Raw genomic sequence first — 18,144 nt, forward strand, 5'->3', positions numbered from 1 at the left:
GCGTCGCACGGTGGCCCGGCCGATAGTGGGTCGCTGGCACCAACGCCCCAGGTAACACCCGGTGCGGGGCACCTGTCGTCGGCCCACTGGTCGCTGACGACGACCCGGTGGTCGAGATGAGCGGGTCGGTGGTGCTGCTGGTGAACGTGTTGGAACTCGTGGTCGACGGGACCGAGCCGGCCTCGGTGCTCACCGGTCCGCCGGCACCGGACCCGAAGTCGGCGCTGCGATGCACGAAGCCCATCTGCGCGGCGACCCGCGAAATGCCGGGCACCCCGCCAACGGCCGCGGCGACTCCCGAGATCGACAAGGCGGCAACCGTGATGGCTGCCACGACGCCGAGGCGTGCCGGGGTGCGCTTGGCGCGGGCGTAGCGGCCCGCAACCGCAGGGCGGTCGGGCGCGTCGATCTCGTGCACCCAGTACCTGAGGGCGTCCGTGGCCGGATCACTGCCCTGCGGCGTCTTGCGACCGCCAAGCTCGTCGAGCAGCGCGTCGTCGCGGCGGATGTCGTCGATGCTGGGTGTCACAGTGCAGCTCGCTTGTCGCCGAGAAATCCGCGCAGTCGCGTCAGCGCGCGGTGCTGCGCAACGCGTATGGCGCCGGCAGTCGTCCCCAGGGCATCGGCGGTCTCTTCGGCGGACAGGCCGACCGCGACTCGCAGGGTGAGGATCTCGCGGTGCTGCGGCGGCAACCGGTCCAGCAGCGCCCAGACCTGCGCCGACTGCTCATCGGCAACAGCGCACTCCTCCGGACCAGGTGTTTCGTCCACGGTCTCGGGCAGCTCGTCGGTCGGCGTCGGCCGCCGGATCACGCCGCGCTGCACGTCGGCGACCTTGTTGGCAGCGATGCGGTAAACGAAGGCTTCGAAAGGCGCTCCGCGGTCGGTGTAGCGCGGCAGGGCAGTCAGAACGGCCACGCACACCTCCTGCGCCGCGTCCGCCGCGGCATCGGCTGCGGCCGAGAAGCGTCCCAACTTGCCGCGCGCATAGCGCACGGCCAACTGGTGAACGGCCGCCATGAGTTCATTGGTGGCGGCCACATCTCCCTCTTGCGCGGCCGCTGCCAAGGCGCGCAAAGGGGTGTGCGCGTCCGACGGTGACATCGGCGCAGGGAGCGAAAACGTTACGGGGGCAGCGTCGAACGACCCGGCCAGGTCTTCCTGGCCGGCGTTAGATCGTGGAGTCCCCGAGCTCACGTCGTCCCAACGTCCGGCTACCGAATTGCGTTCGCCTGTATGGCGCTCCCTTCAGAGTAGGTCGTCGGCACCGATCTCGCCTACTCGGTCGGATATCTGTGGACAACTGCGATCCGATCGCACAACGCACAGATGCCCGGACGAAGCGCAGGCTTCGTCCGGGCATCCTTGGGTAATACGCCCGTTACCGGGTCAGAGGTCAGTGACCGTGGCCGTGACCGGCCGCGGGCTCCTCTTCTTCCTTCTTGTCCACGACGAGCGTGTCGGTGGTCAGGACCATCGACGCGATCGACGCGGCGTTGCGCAGCGCGGAGCGGGTGACCTTGACCGGGTCGATGACACCCTGCTTGATCAGGTCGCCGTACTCACCGGTGGCGGCGTTGAGGCCGCTGCCCACCGGCTCGTCCTGCACGCGGGCAACGGCGACGTAGCCCTCGAGACCGGCGTTCTCGGCGATCCAGCGCAGCGGTTCGACGCTGGCCTTCTTGATGATCGCGGCACCAGTGGCCTCGTCACCCGTGAGGTCCAGCTTGTCGACGGCGGCCGACGCGTGCACCAGTGCCGAGCCACCGCCGGCGACGATGCCCTCCTCGATGGCCGCGCGGGTCGCCGAGATGGCGTCCTCGATGCGGTGCTTCTTCTCCTTCAGCTCCACCTCGGTGTGGGCACCGACCTGGATGACGCAGACGCCACCGGCCAGCTTGGCCAGGCGCTCCTGCAGCTTCTCGCGGTCCCAGTCGGAGTCAGTGCGCTCGATCTCGGCCTTGAGCTCCTTGACGCGTCCACCGACGGTCTCGGCGTCACCGTGACCGTCGACGATCGTCGCGGTGTCCTTGGTGACGACGACACGGCGGGCCTGACCCAGCATGTCCAGGTCGACCTGGTCGAGCTTGAGGCCGACCTCTTCGGAGATGACCTGTCCACCGGTGAGGATCGCGATGTCCTGCAGCATGGCCTTGCGGCGGTCGCCGAAGCCGGGGGCCTTGACCGCGACGACGTTGAACGTGCCACGGATCTTGTTGACCACCAGGGTGGAGAGCGCCTCACCGTCGATGTCTTCGGCGATGATCAGCAGCGGCTTGCCGGCCTGCACGACCTTCTCAAGCAGCGGCAGAACGTCGGCGATGGCCGAAATCTTGCCCTGGTTGATCAGGATGTAGGCGTCCTCGACGACGGCTTCCATCCGCTCGGTGTCGGTGACGAAGTACGGGGAGATGTAGCCCTTGTCGAACTGCATACCCTCGGTGAACTCCAGGGCGGTCTCGGCGGTCGAGGACTCCTCGACCGTGATCACGCCGTCCTTGCCGACCTTGTCGAACGCCTCGGCGATCAGGCCACCGATCGTCTGGTCCTGCGCGGACAGCGCGGCGACCTGGGAGATCTCTTCCTTGCCCTCCAGCTCGCGGGCGTCGGCGAGCAGCTGCTCGCTGATCGCGTCCACGGCCTGGTCGATGCCCCGCTTGAGCGCGGCCGGCCCGGCGCCGGCGGCCACGTTGCGAAGGCCCTCGTGGACCATCGCCTGGGCCAGCACGGTCGCCGTCGTCGTGCCGTCACCGGCAACGTCGTTGGTCTTGGTGGCGACCTCTTTCGCGAGCTGGGCGCCGAGGTTCTCGTAGGAGTCCTCGAGCTCGATCTCACGAGCGATGGTGACACCGTCGTTCGTGATGGTCGGGGCGCCCCACTTCTTGTCGATGACGACGTTGCGGCCCTTGGGGCCGAGCGTCACCTTGACGGCGTTGGCGAGGGCGTCGACGCCCCGCTCAAGCGCCTTGCGTGCGGAGTCGTTGAACTCCAGTTCCTTTGCCATTGTTGGCCTTTCGTATGTCGGTCGCACGTATGACGATGCCCCAGCCCTACCTTCTGGCGGGCTAGGGCAACGTCATACGCATGCTGCGTGGGGGTCCTACTTGGTGACGACTGCGAGCACGTCGCGGGCCGAGAGGATGAGCAGCTCCTCGCCGGAGTACTTCACCTCGGTGCCGCCGTACTTGGAGTAGATGACGCGGTCGCCGACTGCGACGTCGAGCGGGACGCGCTGGCCGTTGTCGTCGATGCGGCCGGGGCCGATCGCCAGGACTTCGCCCTCCTGGGGCTTCTCCTTGGCGGTGTCCGGGATGACCAGGCCGGAGGCGGTGGTCTGCTCGGCCTCGACGGACTTGACGACGATGCGGTCTTCGAGCGGCTTGATGTTCACCGACACGGTGTGACCTTCCTGTTGAGAGGCCCGAAATCTCGGGCGCGAATGCGAACCCTGGTCAGCTGCCAACCGGTGTATGTCGTGAGCGCCGTCGCGGGGGTCGACCACGAAATGCGGTTGGCACTGTCCCAGGAAGAGTGCCAGCACTGAATCTAGGCGCTCGTTAGCACTCTTGCAACTCGAGTGCCAAAACCGGGCCCACACATTTCGTCAGCCGAAGGGCAGCTTGGTCGCCGGTGGCGCGTGGGAGGGGTCGACACCGTCGAAGAGGCTGCTCACCGACTCGCCTGCGTGGATGCGTGCGATCGCTTCCGCGAAGAGGGCGGCGACCGAACGTACCTGCAACTGGGGCCAGTTCGCGGGAGTCGGCACGGTGTCTGTGGTGACGATCTCGCGGATGAGCGGGTGCCCGGACAGCCGCTGCACAGCGGGTCCGACGAAGAGTCCGTGCGTGCAGGCGATGTCGGCCGACGTACAACCGCGCTCGGCCAATCGGTCCAACAGCTCGACGACCGATCCCCCCGTGGAGATCTCGTCGTCCAGCACGATCGCGCGCTTGCCGTCGACGTCACCCACGATGGTGTCGATGATGACCTTGTCGTCGGAGATCCGCTTCTTGGAACCGGCCGCGACGGGCAACCCGAGCAGGCGGGCGAACTGCTGTGCGGTCTTGGCGTTGCCGAAGTCCGGCGAGACGATCACCGAGTCGGCGAGGTTGTCGCGGGAGCGGAAGTATTCAGCCAGCTCACCGATCGCGGTCAGGTGGTCGACGGGCGTGGAGAAGAAGCCGTGGACCTGTGGCGCGTGCAACGCCATGGTGATCACCCGGTGAACGCCGGCTGCCGCGAGCAGGTCCGCCACCAAGCGGCCGCCGAGCGAGATCCGGGAGGCATCCTTCTTGTCCGAGCGGGCGTAGGCGTAATAGGGAATCACCGCGGTGATGCGCTCCGCCGACGCGCCGCGCGCCGCATCGATCATCAGCAGCAGCTCCATCAGGTGATCCTGGGTGGGCGGCACCAGCGGCTGCACGAGATAGACGTCACGCTGGCGGCAGTTGGCCAGCAACTGCGCCTGCAGGCAGTCGTTGCTGAAGCGGGTCATGTCGACATACGAGCGCGGCACCCCGAGATGCGTGCAGATGCTGTCGGCGAGGGCGGGGTGGGCTGATCCGGAGAAAACGACGATCTCGCGCACAGGCGGCAAACCCTTCCAGCGGTGGGATTCGGATTGCGTAACGACTCTACTGAACTTTTGCGGCTTGACTCCTCGCGTTCCGGATGTCGGCTGTATGACGCTACGCGCGGCCGGAGAACTGCTGGAGTCGGTCGGTGGAGCCGGTGATCACCAGTTGGTCCCCTCTGCCGATGACCGTCTCCGATCGGGCGTCCTCGAAGGCACCACCGGGATGCTTCACCGCCACGACCGTCACGCCATACTTTCCGCGCAGGTTGAGCTCGGCGAGCGTCTTGTCGGCGAACTTTTCGGAGCACGACATACGCCCGATGCCGAAGCCGTCCTCCACCTCGTAGTAGTCGGCGAGCGAACCGACCAGCAGACGCCCGATGCGAGCGCCCATCTCCCGCTCCGGCAGCACCACATGATGGGCGCCGATGCGTTGCAGGATGCGGGCGTGCTGCTTGGTCATCGCCTTCGCCCAGATGCTCGGGACACCGAGGTCGGCGAGATTGGCCGTGGTGAGGATGCTCGCCTCGAGGTTGGACCCGATGGCCACGACGGCGCGCTCGAAGTCACCCGCGCCGATCTGTCGCAGTGCCTCGACGTCCGAGCTGTCGGCCTGCACGACATGGGTGAACTGGTCGGACCACTTCTGCACGAGTTCCAGCGATTGATCGACCGCCTGGACGTCCCAGTCCTGCTCGGTGAGGGTGGCCGCGACCGCCGTGCCGAACCTGCCCAGGCCGATCACCAGGACGCTGTGCGGGTCCAGCGTTCCGCGTCGTTTAGCCGACAATGGGGAACTCCTCCGGTAGTTGGTAACGGCGCTTACTGCGCCGCATCGCCAATGCGCTGCCGACAGTCATCGTGCCGACTCGGCCGATGAACATCAACGCGATCAGCACGAACTGCGCTCCCTCCGGCAACTGACCGGTCAGGTTGGCGGACAGCCCGGTCGTCGAGAACGCCGAGATCGTCTCGAAAAGCACCAGCTGCATCGGCTGTTCACTGATCGTCAGGATGGCGATCATGCCGATCATCACGATGCCGACCCCGAGCAGGGCGACGGTCAGTGCCTGGCGCTGCACCGCGACGGGTATGGCGCGACGGCCGACCCGAGCCTGCGGCTCGCCCCGGATCTCGGAGATGATCACCGCTCCGAGCAGGAAGAACGTCGACACCTTGATGCCGCCCGAGGTGCCGGCGCTGCCGCCGCCGATGAACATCAGCACGTAGTTGACCGCCATCGTCTCCGGCCGCACCGCGGTGTAGTCGACCGTGGCGAACCCTGCCGTGCGGGGGAAGACTGCGCCGCCGATGGAGTTCCAGACCTTGTCCGTGAAATCCAGGTGCGCGAGCGTCCCGGGGTTGCGCCATTCGAACGCGATGAACGTGACGAGGCCGACCACGAACAAGACGAGTGATCCGCCGACCGTCAGCCGCGTGTGCATCGTCCACTGATGCGGCCGTCTGCGGCGCTGCAGCTCGAACCACACCGGGTAGCCGAGTCCCCCGATGAAGACACCACCGCACAACATGGCCAGGACCCACGGGTCGTGGGCGAACTTTGCTGCGCCGTCGGAGTAAAGGGTGAAACCCGCGTTGTTCACCGCCGAGACCGCGTGGAAGAGGCCGTCCCACGCGGCCCGGCCAACGCCCTCGCCATACGCGAAATGCAGGCGGAGGGCCATCAGCACCGCGAGAAATGCTTCGAGCGCGAGGTAGAAACGGACGATCACCCGGATCATCGAGCGCGCGTGTGCGGGTGTGTCGGTGTGGGCGTCGGCCTGCGCGGCGAGGGTGCCCCCGATGCCCATCCGGCCATGCACCAGCTGCAGCAGCCGGACCGAGAGCGTGACGATCCCGAGCCCGCCGGCCTGCACCAGGAGCAGGATCACGGCCTGGCCGAACGGGTTCCAATAGGTCGCCACATCGACCGGCGACATACCGGTGATGCAGGTGGCGCTGGCTGCGGTGAAGAGCGCGGTGCTGAAGTGGGCTCGGCCGTCGCCGGTGGTGGTGAACGGCAATGCCAGCAACAAGGTGCCGAGTGTGACGGTGATTGCGTAGAACACGACGATGGTCCGCGCCGGACCGAATCGGGTTCGCCTCATGCTGCAACACTTAACCGTATGGAAGGTGTTCTGGGTGCCCCGCCGTGTCGGGGTGATGCTCCGTGACGCCCGCTCTACTGGCCAGGCTGCTCAGCGGCGAGGGCGCCGCCCTCCTCGCGTCCCTGCCCCCGTATGACGAGGCAGCGGCGTTCAGCCTGGCCGACCGACTGCGGACGGAAGGCTTCGACCCCGACCTGGTCGCCGCGGCGCTGACCCAGTCGCGGCTGCGAGCGCGGGGCGAGCGCAAGTTCGGCGAGGCCGCGCGGAGCATGCTCTTCACCGTCGACGGGCTGGAGCAGGCCACTCGTCAGCAGGTCGGCCGGCTGCACGCACGGCGGCTCAGTGACTCCGGGTCGCGGCGTGTCTTCGACCTGGGTTGCGGGGTCGGCGCCGATGCCCGCGCGTTCGCCGAGGTCGGCCTGCGGGTCGCGGCGGTGGACGCCGACGAAGTGACCTCCGCCGTCGCGGACTTCAATCTCCGGTCGTGGCCGCATGCCACTGCCGTCCACGACCTTGCCGAGAACGTCTCGGTCCCCACCGGTCTCGGCGCGCGCGACGTCGCGGTCTGGATGGACCCGGCGCGACGGACTCCCGGCGTCAGCGACATACAGGGCCGGACTCGACGCACCTTCCGGCTGGACCAGCTCGCCCCGTCCTGGGACCTCGTCCGCGAGCTGTGCGCCGGCGCGGCGGCGGCCGGCGTGAAGCTCTCGCCCTCCTTCGCGCACGCACAGATCCCGCCCGGGACGCAGGCGCAGTGGACGTCATACGACGGCGAGGTCGTGGAGTGCGTGCTGTGGTGGAACGACGCGGCGTGGGACCCGGGACGATCTGCCGTCGTCATCAGCGGCCAGTTCGCGCACGAGGTGCTCGAGCGGGACGCGGAGGGCGCCAACCCCGAGCCGGCTCGGCTCGATCGCTTGCACGGTTATCTCTACGAGGCCGACCGTGCCGTGATCCGGGCCGGTCTCAGTGGAGCGTTGGTCCGTCGGGTCGACGGAGCCGAGCTCGACACCGGGGTCGGCATCGTCACCTCGCCGCGTGACGTCATCGTCCCGTGGGCGAAGAAGTATGCCGTCACGGACGCGATCCCCTTCAACATCAAGGCATTGCGGTCGTGGGTGCGTGATCATCGGATCGGTCACCTGACGATCAAGAAGAAGGGCGCGTCGGTGGACCCCGCCCAGTTGCGGCGCCAGTTGCGCCCGCGCGGCGACAACGACGCGACGATCCTGGTGACACGCGTGAACGGCGCCCAAGCGGTGCTCATGCTGATGCCCGTTCGGTGAGTTACCGTCTAGCCGTGCCTGCTTCACGTCCGTTCGTGCGCGCCGTGAGCGCTTGCGCCGCCGCGGGATTCGTCCTCGCCGGGTGCTCCTCCGGTGGGAGCACACAGGGCTCCAGCACGACGTCGTCGACCCCGGCTTCTGCACCGTCTTCCTCTCGTATGGCGAGCAGCACCTCCGCCTCCACGACGCCGCGATCGTCCTCCTCGACGGCGACACCGACCAAGAGTCACACCACCTCGGTCGCGCCATCCCCGTCGAGCAGTTGTGTGCAACGGGTCTACGACCGCTTGTCCCCCGCGCAACGCGTCGGCCAGCTGCTGATGATCGGCTTGGACGGCACCTCCGCCGCTTCGGCGGACGACGCCCAGATCGCGCGCCAGCACGTCGGCAACGTCATCTATCTCGGCGGCTGGACCGGGTCTTCTCGCATCCGATCCACGTCGAAACATCTGCAGTCCCAGGCCAGTTCGTCTGCGACCGGTGGAGTTCCGCTCCTGATCGCGGCCGACCAGGAGGGCGGCTCGGTGCAGCAGTTGAAGGGGCCTGGGTTCACTCCTCTCGTCTCCGCGTTGCAGCAGGGGCGGATGACGGCGGCGAAACGCATCGCTTACGGCAAGCTCATCGGCGGGCAGCTCAAGGCCGCAGGCGTCAACCTGAATCTCGCGCCGGTCGCCGACACGGTGCCGGCGTCGATGAGCGCGAGCAACGCGCCGATCGGCAAGTACGCGCGGGAGTACGGCCACGACCCGGCAACCGTCGCGACGTCCGTCACCGACATCGTCCACGGACTGCACAGCGCCGGCGTCGGCGCGACCGTGAAGCACTTCCCTGGCCTGGGCCGCATCACCGGCAACACCGACGTGACCACGACCGGGACGACCGACACCAAGACCACGCGTACGGACAGTTACCTGAAGCCGTTCCTCGCAGGTATGACGGCAGGCGCCGGCGCGGTGATGATGTCGTCGGCGCGTTACGACAAGCTCGATCCGGCCGAGCGCGCGACATTCTCCAGCAGGATCATCACTGATCTGCTCCGCGGCAAGCTCGGCTGGCACGGCGTCGTCATCACCGACGACATGAATGCCGTTGCGGTGCAAGGTGTTTCAACCGGCCAGCGAGCGGTTCGGTTCGTCGCTGCCGGCGGCGACATCGTGCTCACCGGCCGCGCAGACGACGCACCGACGATGACGGGCGCCCTCATCGCGCGCGCCAAGTCGGACAAGAAGTTCGCCGGCCAGGTCGAAGCCTCGACGAAGCGGGTCCTCGCCCTGAAGCAGCGCCTCGGCCTGTTGCATTGTTGAGTCCGAACCGACCTCCCCATTTCGCCGAGAGGCTCAGATCGGTCTCGAGAGGCTCACAACGAGCGCCCAATATCGCCGATTTTTGTGAGCCTGTCGATACGTTTCTGAGCCTCTCGACGAAGGGGTGCGGCGGCAGGATTCAGGACGCTTTCGTCTGACTCACCGGCATCGACGAATCTGCCGGCAGGTCAAGGGAACTCGGCGCGAGGCCACGCTGCACCATCTGTGATCCGAGCGCCGCGACCATCGCGCCGTTGTCGGTGCACAGCCGCACGCGTGGCACCCGCAGGCTGATCCCGGCAGCGTCACAACGCTCCTGCGCCATGGCCCGCAAGCGGCTGTTCGCCGTGACACCTCCGCCGATCTGCAGGTCTCCCACGCCATACTCCTCGCAGGCGTCTATCGCCTTGCGGGTCAGCACGTCGGCGACCGCTTCGTTGAAGCTCGCTGCAACATCCGCGATCGGCACCGGCTCCCCCGCCGCCTGGCGCTCCTGCACCCAGCGCACCACGGCGGTCTTCAGCCCGGAGAACGAATAGTCGAACCGGTGCTTCGCCAGGTCCTTGCGCGAGGTCAGCCCGCGCGGGAAGCGGATCGCGGCCGGGTCACCAGTCGCAGCTGCCTCCTCGATGTGCGGTCCTCCGGGGTAGGGCAGTCCCAGCACTCGAGCGACCTTGTCGAAGGCCTCACCGGCGGCGTCGTCGATCGTGCCGCCGAGTTCGACGATGTCCGAGGCGATGTCGCGGACCAGCAGCAGGTTGGTGTGTCCACCCGAAACCAGCAGTGCCGCAGTGGGTTCCGGCAGCGGCCCGTGGTCGAGCACATCGGCGCACACGTGCGCGGCGAGGTGATTGACGCCATACAACGGCTTGCCGAGGGCCCACGCGAGGGCCTTCGCCGATGCGACACCGACCATCAGGGCACCGGCCAACCCGGGTCCGGAGGTGACCGCGATCGCGTCGACGTCGCGCAGGTTGTGGCCGGCTTCTTCGCAGGACCGCTTGATGGTGGGCAGCAGTGCCTCGAGGTGCGCGCGGCTGGCGACCTCCGGCACGACTCCCCCGAAGCGGGCGTGCTGGTCGACGCTGCTGGCGACCACGTCGGCCAAGAGGGTGTTGCCTCGCACGAAGGCGACGCCGGTCTCGTCGCAGGAGCTCTCGACGCCGAGGATCAGGGGCTCAGACATTGTGTTCTCCCACGAGATGAGCGCGCATCACGTACGCGTCGACGTTGCCCGGCTGGTAATAGCCGCGGCGAGTCTGGATGTGCTCGAAACCTGCTCGTGCATAAAGGTTTCGGGCTCGCTCGTTGTCGGCACGAACCTCGAGCAACAGCGCCTCGGCACCGCTCTCGCGAGCCTGTGTCATCAGCCGGTAGAGCAGTGTGTGGCCGAGACCACGGCCCTGCTGGCCCGGTGCGACGGCGATGGTCATGACGTCTGCAGTGCTCCCGGCGCAGTCGATCCCGGCATACCCGACGATGCGGTCCACATCGGTCGCAACCGTGTACTGGCGACGCGGGCGCCCGGCCAGCTCGGACCACCAGGAGCGTGCCGACCAGGCGTCGTGCTCGAACAACTGCTCGTCGAGGGCGCTCAGCTGCTCGATGTCCGGCCACTCCATCTCGCGCAATGCCACTGTCATCGGGGCAGTACCGACTTCTGAGCCGTCGCCGGTTTCGCATCCGGCTGGCGCAGGTAGAGCGGCTGCACGGGCAGCAGCTCGCCCCCGACAGCCAGCTGCTGGACGGTGTATGACGCAAGCCCACCCGCCGGCACGTCGAGCGGCTGCAACGCCGTCGGGAAGCACTCGGGGTAGAGCTGCGGACCGCGGCCGGCAGTGGGCAAGGCCCGGACCTCGTCCGGCAGATCGGCGGGGCGGCAGACCTGCGGCATACCCGAGACACGCTCGACGACCCCGCCGGTCATGAGGTACCGGGCCCAGTAGACCTCTTGCGCCGGGCGTCGCTGGCGACCACGAACTCCGCCGGCGCTCCGCGAACGGCCGCGGCATACGCCAGCGCGTCCAAGCTGCAGACGCCATACACCGGGAGATCGAGCGCCAGGCCGAGCGTCGTTGCCGTCGCCAGCCCGACGCGCAGACCGGTGAACGGACCCGGGCCGACGCCGACCGCGACGGCGGTGAGATCGGCGGGCGACCGGCCGGCCCCGGCGACGACCGACGAGATCATCGGGGTCAGGGTCTCGGCGTGACGCCGCGAGTCGACCAGTGACTCCTCAGCGATCACCTGCGCCCCGTCATGGAGGGCAACGGTCACGGCCGAAGTGGCGGTGTCGAGAGCGAGCAGTAGCACCGGACAAGGGTACGGCGCGCCCCGGTCCCTACCGAATGACGTGCTGCACCAGGTCGTGGAAACGCCGACCGGTGGGCAACAAGGTCACGACGCGGGCGTCACCGTCGGGCTCGAGGACCAGCTCCAGGCGGGACTCAGCCAGGTCGTCTGCCAGCCCGGACCCCCACTCGACGACGGTGACCGACCCGGCGATCTCGGCGTCGAGGTCCAGGTCGTCCAACTCGGCGGAGCCGCCGAGCCGGTAGGCGTCGACGTGCACGAGCGCCGGACCGTCGACGAGAGACGGATGGATCCGGGAGATGACGAACGTCGGTGAGGTGATCGGGCCGCGGACGCCGAGCCCGGCACCGATTCCCTGGGTCAGGGTCGTCTTGCCCGCACCGAGGCCGCCGGTCAGCACGACCAGGTCGCCCGCCCGTAGGAGACTGCCGAGTCGTGCCCCCACTCCTGGGTGGCCTCCGCGTCTTCGAGTCGCACCTGCGCAGTCACTTCGTGTCCTGCTCCTGCGCCGACCGCTCAGCACGCTCGAGGAACGCCAGCAGCTGCGCGCTGACCACCTCGGGTGTCTCCAGCGGCAGCACGTGCCCCGCGCGCTTGACCACGACGAGCTCTGCTCCCGGCAGCGAGCGGGCGATGCTTTCCCCATGCGCGATGGGCGTCATCCGGTCGCGGGTGCCGTGCATGATGAGCGTCTCGACCCCTTCGAAGGCCGAGAGCGCAGCCTTGCGATCGTGCTCCATCAGGGTCGGCAAGTAGGCGCCGATCACGTGCAGGCGAGTCCCGAAGATCATCTCGGCAAGATCCCGGATCACGTCCTTCGGCACGGGGCCGCCGAACGAATACCTATGCACCAGAGCGGATTCCACGTTCCGACCGAGCAGTCGGGCCGTGTTGAACGCATTCTGTTGCCGGTCGGCACGGGCGACGGCACCAGGCCCGAGCCGGTGCACGACGGCACCCAACTGCTTGCCCAGTCCGAAGTTCACCTCGGACAGGCCGCCGGCGCTGGTGCTGATCAGTGCGACGCCGACCACCCGGTCGCGCACCAGCTCCGGGCGTTGCTCGGCCAGCGCCATGAGCGCCATACCGCCCATCGAGTGCCCGACCAGCGCCACCGGGCCGTCCGGTATCGCCTGCTCGACAACGCTCGCGAGGTCACGGCCCAACTGCGCGATCGTGTATGACGGATCGTCGCCTTCCCCCGACCGGCCGTGTCCACGAAGATCCACGCACACCACGCGATAACCGGCCTCGTGCATGTCGCGACGCTGTTGCGCCCAGACAGCCTGGCTGTGCGCATAGCCGTGCACGAGCAACACCGTCGTGGCTTTCGCGTCTGTGTTGTCCGAGTTGCCGGCCGGTTCGTCGATCTCGACATATAGCGGGACACCGTCGTCGGCGACGACCACCGATCCGCGCTGCTCGAGCTCGGGGTCATCGGCCGAGCGCAGTACCGCACGGTCCTTCCGGCGTGCCCGCAGCGCACGGTCGGTGCCCACACCGGCCGCGGTCGCCACGCCGGCTGCTGCCACACCGATGCCCAACCCGATCAGTCCGCGCCTAGCGCTCGCGAGAGTCCAGGTAGATGCGCGGCAGCCGCGAGCTCATCCGCGCGACGATCTCGTAGCTGATGGTGTCGGTGGCCGCGGCCCAGTCCTGCGCCATCGGTTCGCCGTTCGCGCCGTTCCCGAAGAGCACGACCTCATCGCCGGCCTGCACCGGCAGGTCGCCGACGTCGACGACGAACTGGTCCATGCAGACCCGACCCGCGACGGTGAACTGCCGGCCGCCCACCTGCACCGGACCCTTGGACGAGGCTGCGCGCGGCACACCGTCGGCATACCCGCACGGGACGTCGATGAGCGTCGTCTCCCGCGGCGTCACGTATGTGTGCCCGTAGCTCACGCCCTGACCGATCGGAACTCGTTTGGTGACAGTCACATTCGCGGTGACGGTCATCGCGGGGACCAGCCCGAAGCGGGACGGCCCGCCGATGTCGGGGACCGGCGAGAGTCCATAGACAGCCAGCCCCGGACGAACCATGTCGAAGGCCGCCTGCGGTGTCGTCAGGGTCGCCGCCGAGTTGGACATGTGCCGCACCTCGAGGTCGAAACCGGCGCGCTCACAGTCGCGCACCGCGTCGGCGAACCGCACCTGCTGCGCTTGCACGGACGGGTGATGCGGAGCGTCGGCAAACGCGAAGTGGGTGAAAACGCCTGTCACCGCGATGGTTCCGTCCGCGACGTGTCGTCGGGCCGCGTCGACGAGCAGCGGCCAGTCCGGCCCGAACGCCCCGTTGCGGGCGAGCCCGGTGTCAACCTTGAGCTGGACCCGAGCGGTCTTGCCGGTCTCGCGTGCTGCGGCGGCGATTGCGTCGATCTCCCAGACCGCCGGCACACCGAGGTCGATGTCAGCCGTGATCGCCTGGGTGAAATCCATTCCGGGCGCGTGCAACCAGCTCAGGACGGGGGCGGTGACGCCGGCGCCACGCAGCGCGAGTGCCTCCTGCAGTTGCGCGACCCCGAGCCAATGCGCGCCGCCGCGCAAGGCCGCCCGAGCGCTCGGGACGAGGCCGTGTCCGTAGGCGTCGCCCTTGACGACGGCCATCACCATCGCATCCCCGGCGTGCTGCTGCAGCACCCCGACGTTGTGGGCGATCGCGTCGAGGTCGACGATCACCCGCGCGGGCACGCCGCCAGGAAGGGCACTCGGCTGGTCATTCACAGGGGCAAGTGTGGCACCTGGCTACCTCTCGCCGTCGGACCGACCTCGGCGTCGCCTCAGCCGGGTAGGCGCAGCAGATGCGCGACCGTGCGGCCGAGCTCGTGCGCGACATCCATCGCGCGCACCGGGCCACCGGGGTTGGCCCGCTCGCCAGCGACTCCGTGCACCAGTGCCCCGAGGGCGCCGGCATGAAGGGGGTCCAGCCCGGCAGCGAGCAACGCGCCGCACACACCGCCGAGGACGTCGCCACTGCCCGCCGTCGCGAGCCAGGTCGGCCCGTCGGCCTGCGTTACCACCGGCAACCCGCTGTCCGTGGGCGGCACCACGGCGGTGACTGCACCCTTGACGAGAACGGTGCACTGCAGCAGGTCTGCCACCTGTCGTGCGACGACCGTCGGTGCACGCTGCACGTCGTCCGTGGTCAGCTCACCATCTTCACCTCGTACGCCGAGCCGGCCTGCCAGCCGCAGCAACTCGCCAAGGTGCGGCGTCAGCAGGGTCGGCGCGGTTCGCGGCTGCTCGAGCAGGTCCAAGCCACCGGCATCGAGGAGGATCGGCAGGTCCGAGGCGAGCGCCTCACGCGCGGCCGACAGCTGCTCCTGGGAGGAGTCGTCGAGGTCCATGCCGGACCCGATCAGCCAGGCCTGGACCCGCCCGGTGCCGAAGACTGCCTCCGGGACCGCCTGGCGCAGTAAGTTGCTCGGCGCTTCTGGCCCGACATACCGGACCATACCCACACCGGCCGTGACCGCCGCGGTGACCGACATCAGCGCGGCGCCGGTGTAGTGCTCACCGCCGGTGATCACTCCGAGCACACCGCGGGAGTATTTGTCGTCCCCCGGAGCTGGCACTGGCCAGGCGCCAGCCACGTCGGCGTGCGAAAACCGTTGCAGCGCAGCTGTTCCCGGTTCTGGAACGCCGATGTCCAGCACGGTGAGCAGGCCGATCGCCTGCTCGGTCGCAGGCATGAGATGCACCGGTTTGGCCAGACTGAAGGTCACCGTCTCGTCCGCGAAGATCGCATCGCTGCGAACCTCGCCCGCCGGGTCGAGACCGGACGGCAGGTCCACCGCGAGCACCAGCGCATCGTCGGCGATCAGGTCGGGCAGGTCGCGCAGATGCTCCGGCAGGCCGGGCCGCCCACCGATGCCGAGGATCCCGTCGATCACCAGGTCCGCGCCAGCGAGCGCTTCGCGCACCTCGACCGGCACTGCACCGGAGCGCCATTCAAAGATCGCCATTCCGCCCTCACGGGCTGCGGCCAAAGCTTGTTCGTGCGTTCGCGAGCCGACCAGGACCGCGGCCACGTCGATGCCGTCCGCGGCCAATTGTGCTGCGGCATACAGGGAGTCGCCGCCGTTGTCGCCACCACCGACGAGCACGACCACCCGGTCGGTGCCCTCCTCGGACAACCGCGCGGCGGCGACCTGCGCCAGCCCGGTTGCGGCACGTTGCATCAGCTCACCGTCGGGCAGCGTTGCCCGGATGGCATCCTCGGCGGCACGGACCGCCGGCACGTCATACGCACGAATCATGTTGTTGAACCTCAGCTTTCGGCAACGACCACCGCGGATGCGATGCCCGCATCGTGCGAGATCGACAGATGCAACGAGCGTATGCCGAGCTGGTTCGCGCGGGCCTCAACCGAGCCGCGCAACTCCATGGACGGCTTGCCCACGTCGTCCTTGACGACGATCGCGTCGACCCAGTGCAGTCCGACGGGTGCACCGAGCGCCTTGGCCAGTGCCTCCTTCGCGGCGAAGCGCCCAGCCAAGGAGTTCGGCGGCAGGTCGCGCTCCTGCTCGGCGAAGAGTCGTTCCAGGAGCCGCGGTGTCGCGTCGAGCTTGGCAATGAACCGCTCCACGTCGACCACGTCGATGCCGACTCCGACGATCATGACTATTCGACCGTCACGGACTTGGCCAGGTTGCGCGGCTGGTCGACATCCAGGCCCTTGGCGTTGGCCAGCTCCATCGCGAAGACCTGCAACGGCACCGCCGTCAGCAGGGGCTGCAGCATCGGCGACGTGCGGGGCACCCGGATCACCTCGTCGGCGAACGGCTCGACGGCCGTGTCGCCGTCCTGCGCGATGACGATGGTGCGTGCGCCGCGAGCACGGATCTCCTGGATGTTGGAGACGACCTTGCCGTGCAGGCCGTGCGGGGTGTCCGGGCCGGGCACGACGATGAAAACCGGCTGACCGGGCTCGATCAGCGCGATCGGGCCATGCTTCAGCTCGCCGGCCGCGAAGCCCTCGGCGTGGATGTAGGCGAGCTCCTTCAGCTTCAACGCACCCTCGAGCGCGATCGGGAAGCCGACATGGCGGCCGAGGAACAGCACCGACCGGGTGTCGGCCATGAAGTGCGCGATCTCGCGGACCCGGTCCAGCCGGTCGAGCACCTCGGTGATGCGGTCCGGCATCTCCTGCAACTCGCCGAGCACGACGCGTGCGTCGTCGGCATACGACTCCCCGCGCAGCTGCGCGAGATAGAGCCCGAGCAGGTAGCACGCGGTGATCTGCGCCAGGAAGCCCTTGGTCGACGCGACCGCCACCTCAGGACCGGCGTGGGTGTAGAGCACGGCGTCGGACTCGCGCGGGATGGTCGCGCCGTGCGTGTTGCAGATCGACACGGTGAGCGCGCCGAGATCGCGAGCGTGCTTGACGGCCATCAGCGTGTCCATCGTCTCGCCGGACTGGCTGATCGACACGACCAAGGTGCGTTCGTCGGCGATCGGGTCGCAGTAACGGAATTCGTGCGCCAGCGCGACCTCGACGGGGATCCGGGTCCAGCGTTCGATCGCATATTTCGCGACCATGCCCGCGTATGCCGCGGTGCCGCACGCGACGAAGGTGATCCGGTCGACGTTTCGCAACTGCGCCTCGGAGATGCGCAACTCGTCGAGCACCAGCTCGCCGGACTCGCCGGTGCGACCGAGCAGCGTGTCGGCGACGGCCTGCGGCTGCTCCTGGATCTCCTTGGCCATGAACCACTCGTAGCCGCCCTTCTCAGCGGCCTCGGCGTCCCAGTCGACATGGAAGGTCTTGCCCCGCGCCGCCTCGCCGTCGAATCCGATGACGTCGACGCGCTCCGGGGTGATCGTGACGATCTGGTCCTGCTCCAGCTCCATCGCCTCGCGGGTGTAGCCGATGAACGCGGCAACGTCCGAGCCGAGGAAATTCTCGCCATCGCCGAGACCGACCACGAGCGGGCTGTTGCGCCGTGCTCCCACGACAACACCCGGCTGGTCGGCATGTATGGCGAGCAGCGTGAACGCGCCCTCCAACCGGGCCACGACAGCACGCATCGCGGCGGTCAGGTCGCCGTCATACGCCCTGGCCAGCAGATGCGCGACGACCTCCGTGTCGGTCTCGGAGGCGAAGTCGACACCCGCTCCCAAGAGCTCGGTCCGCAGCGGGTGGAAGTTTTCGATGATGCCGTTGTGGATCAGCGCCAGCTTGCCGTCCGGCCCGCCCAGGTGCGGGTGTGCGTTGGCGTCGGTCGGTCCGCCGTGCGTCGCCCAGCGGGTGTGTCCGATCGCGGTGCGCGAGGTAGCGAGCGGGTGCTGACCGATGTCGCTGATCAGGTTGGCGAGTTTGCCCGCGCGCTTGCGCGACTCGACGCCGTCATCCGCGAGCAGTGCGATCCCGGCCGAGTCGTAACCGCGGTATTCGAGCCGAGCCAGGCCCTCCATCACTACGTCCTGGGCACGAGCACTCATCTGGGGGCCGACATACCCGACGATTCCACACATGAGGGCAATTGAACCTGATCAACCGGGCACCGGGTGAATCCGCCCCGCGCTTCCACCCGGAAAGGGCACGGGACCGC

20 protein-coding genes are annotated in these 18,144 nt (G+C 68.3%); 3 read left to right on the forward strand and 17 right to left on the reverse strand.

The genetic code is table 11. The annotated features are described in order from the left end of the window. Nucleotides 1-116: 116 nt before the first annotated feature. Complete coding sequence (locus ACFQDH_RS23280; RefSeq protein WP_382404741.1) at nt 117-374, forward strand: hypothetical protein; 258 nt, start codon at nt 117-119, stop codon at nt 372-374. A gap of 151 nt (nt 375-525) precedes the next feature. Here ACFQDH_RS23280 and shbA read toward each other — a convergent pair whose 3' ends face one another. The 6 genes from shbA to ACFQDH_RS23310 form a co-directional block, all read right to left on the reverse strand. Next, nucleotides 526-1,104 carry an RNA polymerase sigma factor ShbA gene (shbA, locus tag ACFQDH_RS23285; RefSeq protein WP_382404742.1) on the reverse strand — a complete coding sequence of 193 codons (579 nt, stop codon included), beginning with the start codon at nt 1,102-1,104 and terminating at the stop codon, nt 526-528. A 292-nt stretch (nt 1,105-1,396) separates the two neighbouring features. Beyond that, nucleotides 1,397-3,004 (reverse strand): chaperonin GroEL, encoded by a 1,608-nt coding sequence (gene groL, locus ACFQDH_RS23290; RefSeq protein WP_382404743.1) that lies wholly within the window; start codon nt 3,002-3,004, stop codon nt 1,397-1,399. 96 nt (nt 3,005-3,100) lie between these two features. Then, nucleotides 3,101-3,397 (reverse strand): co-chaperone GroES, encoded by a 297-nt coding sequence (groES, locus tag ACFQDH_RS23295; RefSeq protein ID WP_188839111.1) that lies wholly within the window; start codon nt 3,395-3,397, stop codon nt 3,101-3,103. Nucleotides 3,398-3,604: 207 nt separating this feature from the next. Beyond that, complete coding sequence (locus tag ACFQDH_RS23300) at nt 3,605-4,588, reverse strand: ribose-phosphate diphosphokinase (protein ID WP_382404744.1); 984 nt, start codon at nt 4,586-4,588, stop codon at nt 3,605-3,607. Nucleotides 4,589-4,688: 100 nt separating this feature from the next. After that, entirely contained in the window at nt 4,689-5,366 is a 678-nt protein-coding gene (locus ACFQDH_RS23305; protein WP_382404745.1) for a potassium channel family protein, read from the reverse strand. Then, the gene (locus ACFQDH_RS23310) at nt 5,356-6,684 is read right to left on the reverse strand and encodes a TrkH family potassium uptake protein (RefSeq protein WP_382404746.1); all 1,329 of its coding nucleotides are present in this window, start codon (nt 6,682-6,684) and stop codon (nt 5,356-5,358) included. The genes ACFQDH_RS23305 and ACFQDH_RS23310 overlap by 11 nt, the downstream gene beginning before the upstream one ends. Nucleotides 6,685-6,746: 62 nt before the next feature. Between ACFQDH_RS23310 and ACFQDH_RS23315 the strand changes: the two genes are divergently transcribed. Then, nucleotides 6,747-7,973 carry a class I SAM-dependent methyltransferase gene (locus tag ACFQDH_RS23315; RefSeq protein WP_382404748.1) on the forward strand — a complete coding sequence of 409 codons (1,227 nt, stop codon included), beginning with the start codon at nt 6,747-6,749 and terminating at the stop codon, nt 7,971-7,973. Between the two features lies 1 nt (nt 7,974). Here ACFQDH_RS23315 and ACFQDH_RS23320 read toward each other — a convergent pair whose 3' ends face one another. After that, nucleotides 7,975-8,196 (reverse strand): hypothetical protein, encoded by a 222-nt coding sequence (locus ACFQDH_RS23320; protein WP_382404749.1) that lies wholly within the window; start codon nt 8,194-8,196, stop codon nt 7,975-7,977. A gap of 43 nt (nt 8,197-8,239) precedes the next feature. On the opposite strand from ACFQDH_RS23320, the gene ACFQDH_RS23325 reads away from it, so the two are divergent. Continuing rightward, a complete protein-coding gene (locus tag ACFQDH_RS23325) occupies nt 8,240-9,277 on the forward strand; it encodes a glycoside hydrolase family 3 N-terminal domain-containing protein (RefSeq protein ID WP_382404750.1) in 1,038 nt (345 codons plus the stop codon). 139 nt (nt 9,278-9,416) lie between these two features. Here ACFQDH_RS23325 and tsaD read toward each other — a convergent pair whose 3' ends face one another. The 10 genes from tsaD to glmS are packed head-to-tail and all read right to left on the reverse strand — an operon-like array spanning nt 9,417 to nt 18,067. Further along, nucleotides 9,417-10,463: a tRNA (adenosine(37)-N6)-threonylcarbamoyltransferase complex transferase subunit TsaD gene (gene tsaD, locus ACFQDH_RS23330; protein WP_382404751.1), complete on the reverse strand. Its 1,047-nt coding sequence runs from the start codon at nt 10,461-10,463 to the stop codon at nt 9,417-9,419. Further along, complete coding sequence (gene rimI / locus ACFQDH_RS23335) at nt 10,456-10,920, reverse strand: ribosomal protein S18-alanine N-acetyltransferase (RefSeq protein WP_382404753.1); 465 nt, start codon at nt 10,918-10,920, stop codon at nt 10,456-10,458. Before rimI ends, tsaD begins: the two co-directional genes overlap by 8 nt. Next, nucleotides 10,917-11,204 carry a hypothetical protein gene (locus ACFQDH_RS23340; protein ID WP_382404754.1) on the reverse strand — a complete coding sequence of 96 codons (288 nt, stop codon included), beginning with the start codon at nt 11,202-11,204 and terminating at the stop codon, nt 10,917-10,919. The genes rimI and ACFQDH_RS23340 overlap by 4 nt, the downstream gene beginning before the upstream one ends. Continuing rightward, on the reverse strand, nt 11,201-11,590 hold the full coding sequence (gene tsaB / locus ACFQDH_RS23345) for a tRNA (adenosine(37)-N6)-threonylcarbamoyltransferase complex dimerization subunit type 1 TsaB (protein WP_382404755.1): 390 nt from the start codon (nt 11,588-11,590) through the stop codon (nt 11,201-11,203). Before tsaB ends, ACFQDH_RS23340 begins: the two co-directional genes overlap by 4 nt. Before the next feature lie 28 nt (nt 11,591-11,618). Further along, on the reverse strand, nt 11,619-12,035 hold the full coding sequence (tsaE, locus tag ACFQDH_RS23350; protein ID WP_382404756.1) for a tRNA (adenosine(37)-N6)-threonylcarbamoyltransferase complex ATPase subunit type 1 TsaE: 417 nt from the start codon (nt 12,033-12,035) through the stop codon (nt 11,619-11,621). A gap of 40 nt (nt 12,036-12,075) precedes the next feature. Beyond that, nucleotides 12,076-13,122, reverse strand: a complete 1,047-nt coding sequence (locus ACFQDH_RS23355) for an alpha/beta fold hydrolase (RefSeq protein ID WP_382404757.1) — start codon at nt 13,120-13,122, stop codon at nt 12,076-12,078. A 28-nt stretch (nt 13,123-13,150) separates the two neighbouring features. Further along, complete coding sequence (gene alr / locus ACFQDH_RS23360; protein WP_382404758.1) at nt 13,151-14,314, reverse strand: alanine racemase; 1,164 nt, start codon at nt 14,312-14,314, stop codon at nt 13,151-13,153. 56 nt (nt 14,315-14,370) lie between these two features. Beyond that, nucleotides 14,371-15,849, reverse strand: a complete 1,479-nt coding sequence (locus tag ACFQDH_RS23365; protein ID WP_382404759.1) for an NAD(P)H-hydrate epimerase — start codon at nt 15,847-15,849, stop codon at nt 14,371-14,373. 11 nt (nt 15,850-15,860) lie between these two features. After that, on the reverse strand, nt 15,861-16,211 hold the full coding sequence (locus ACFQDH_RS23370) for a holo-ACP synthase (protein WP_382404760.1): 351 nt from the start codon (nt 16,209-16,211) through the stop codon (nt 15,861-15,863). 2 nt (nt 16,212-16,213) lie between these two features. Continuing rightward, nucleotides 16,214-18,067, reverse strand: a complete 1,854-nt coding sequence (gene glmS / locus ACFQDH_RS23375) for a glutamine--fructose-6-phosphate transaminase (isomerizing) (protein WP_382404761.1) — start codon at nt 18,065-18,067, stop codon at nt 16,214-16,216. Between the last annotated feature and the right edge of the window lie 77 nt (nt 18,068-18,144).

Origin of the sequence: Flexivirga alba, assembly GCF_042661025.1 — a bacterium.
Taxonomy (GTDB): Bacteria; Actinomycetota; Actinomycetes; order Actinomycetales; family Dermatophilaceae; genus Flexivirga; species Flexivirga alba.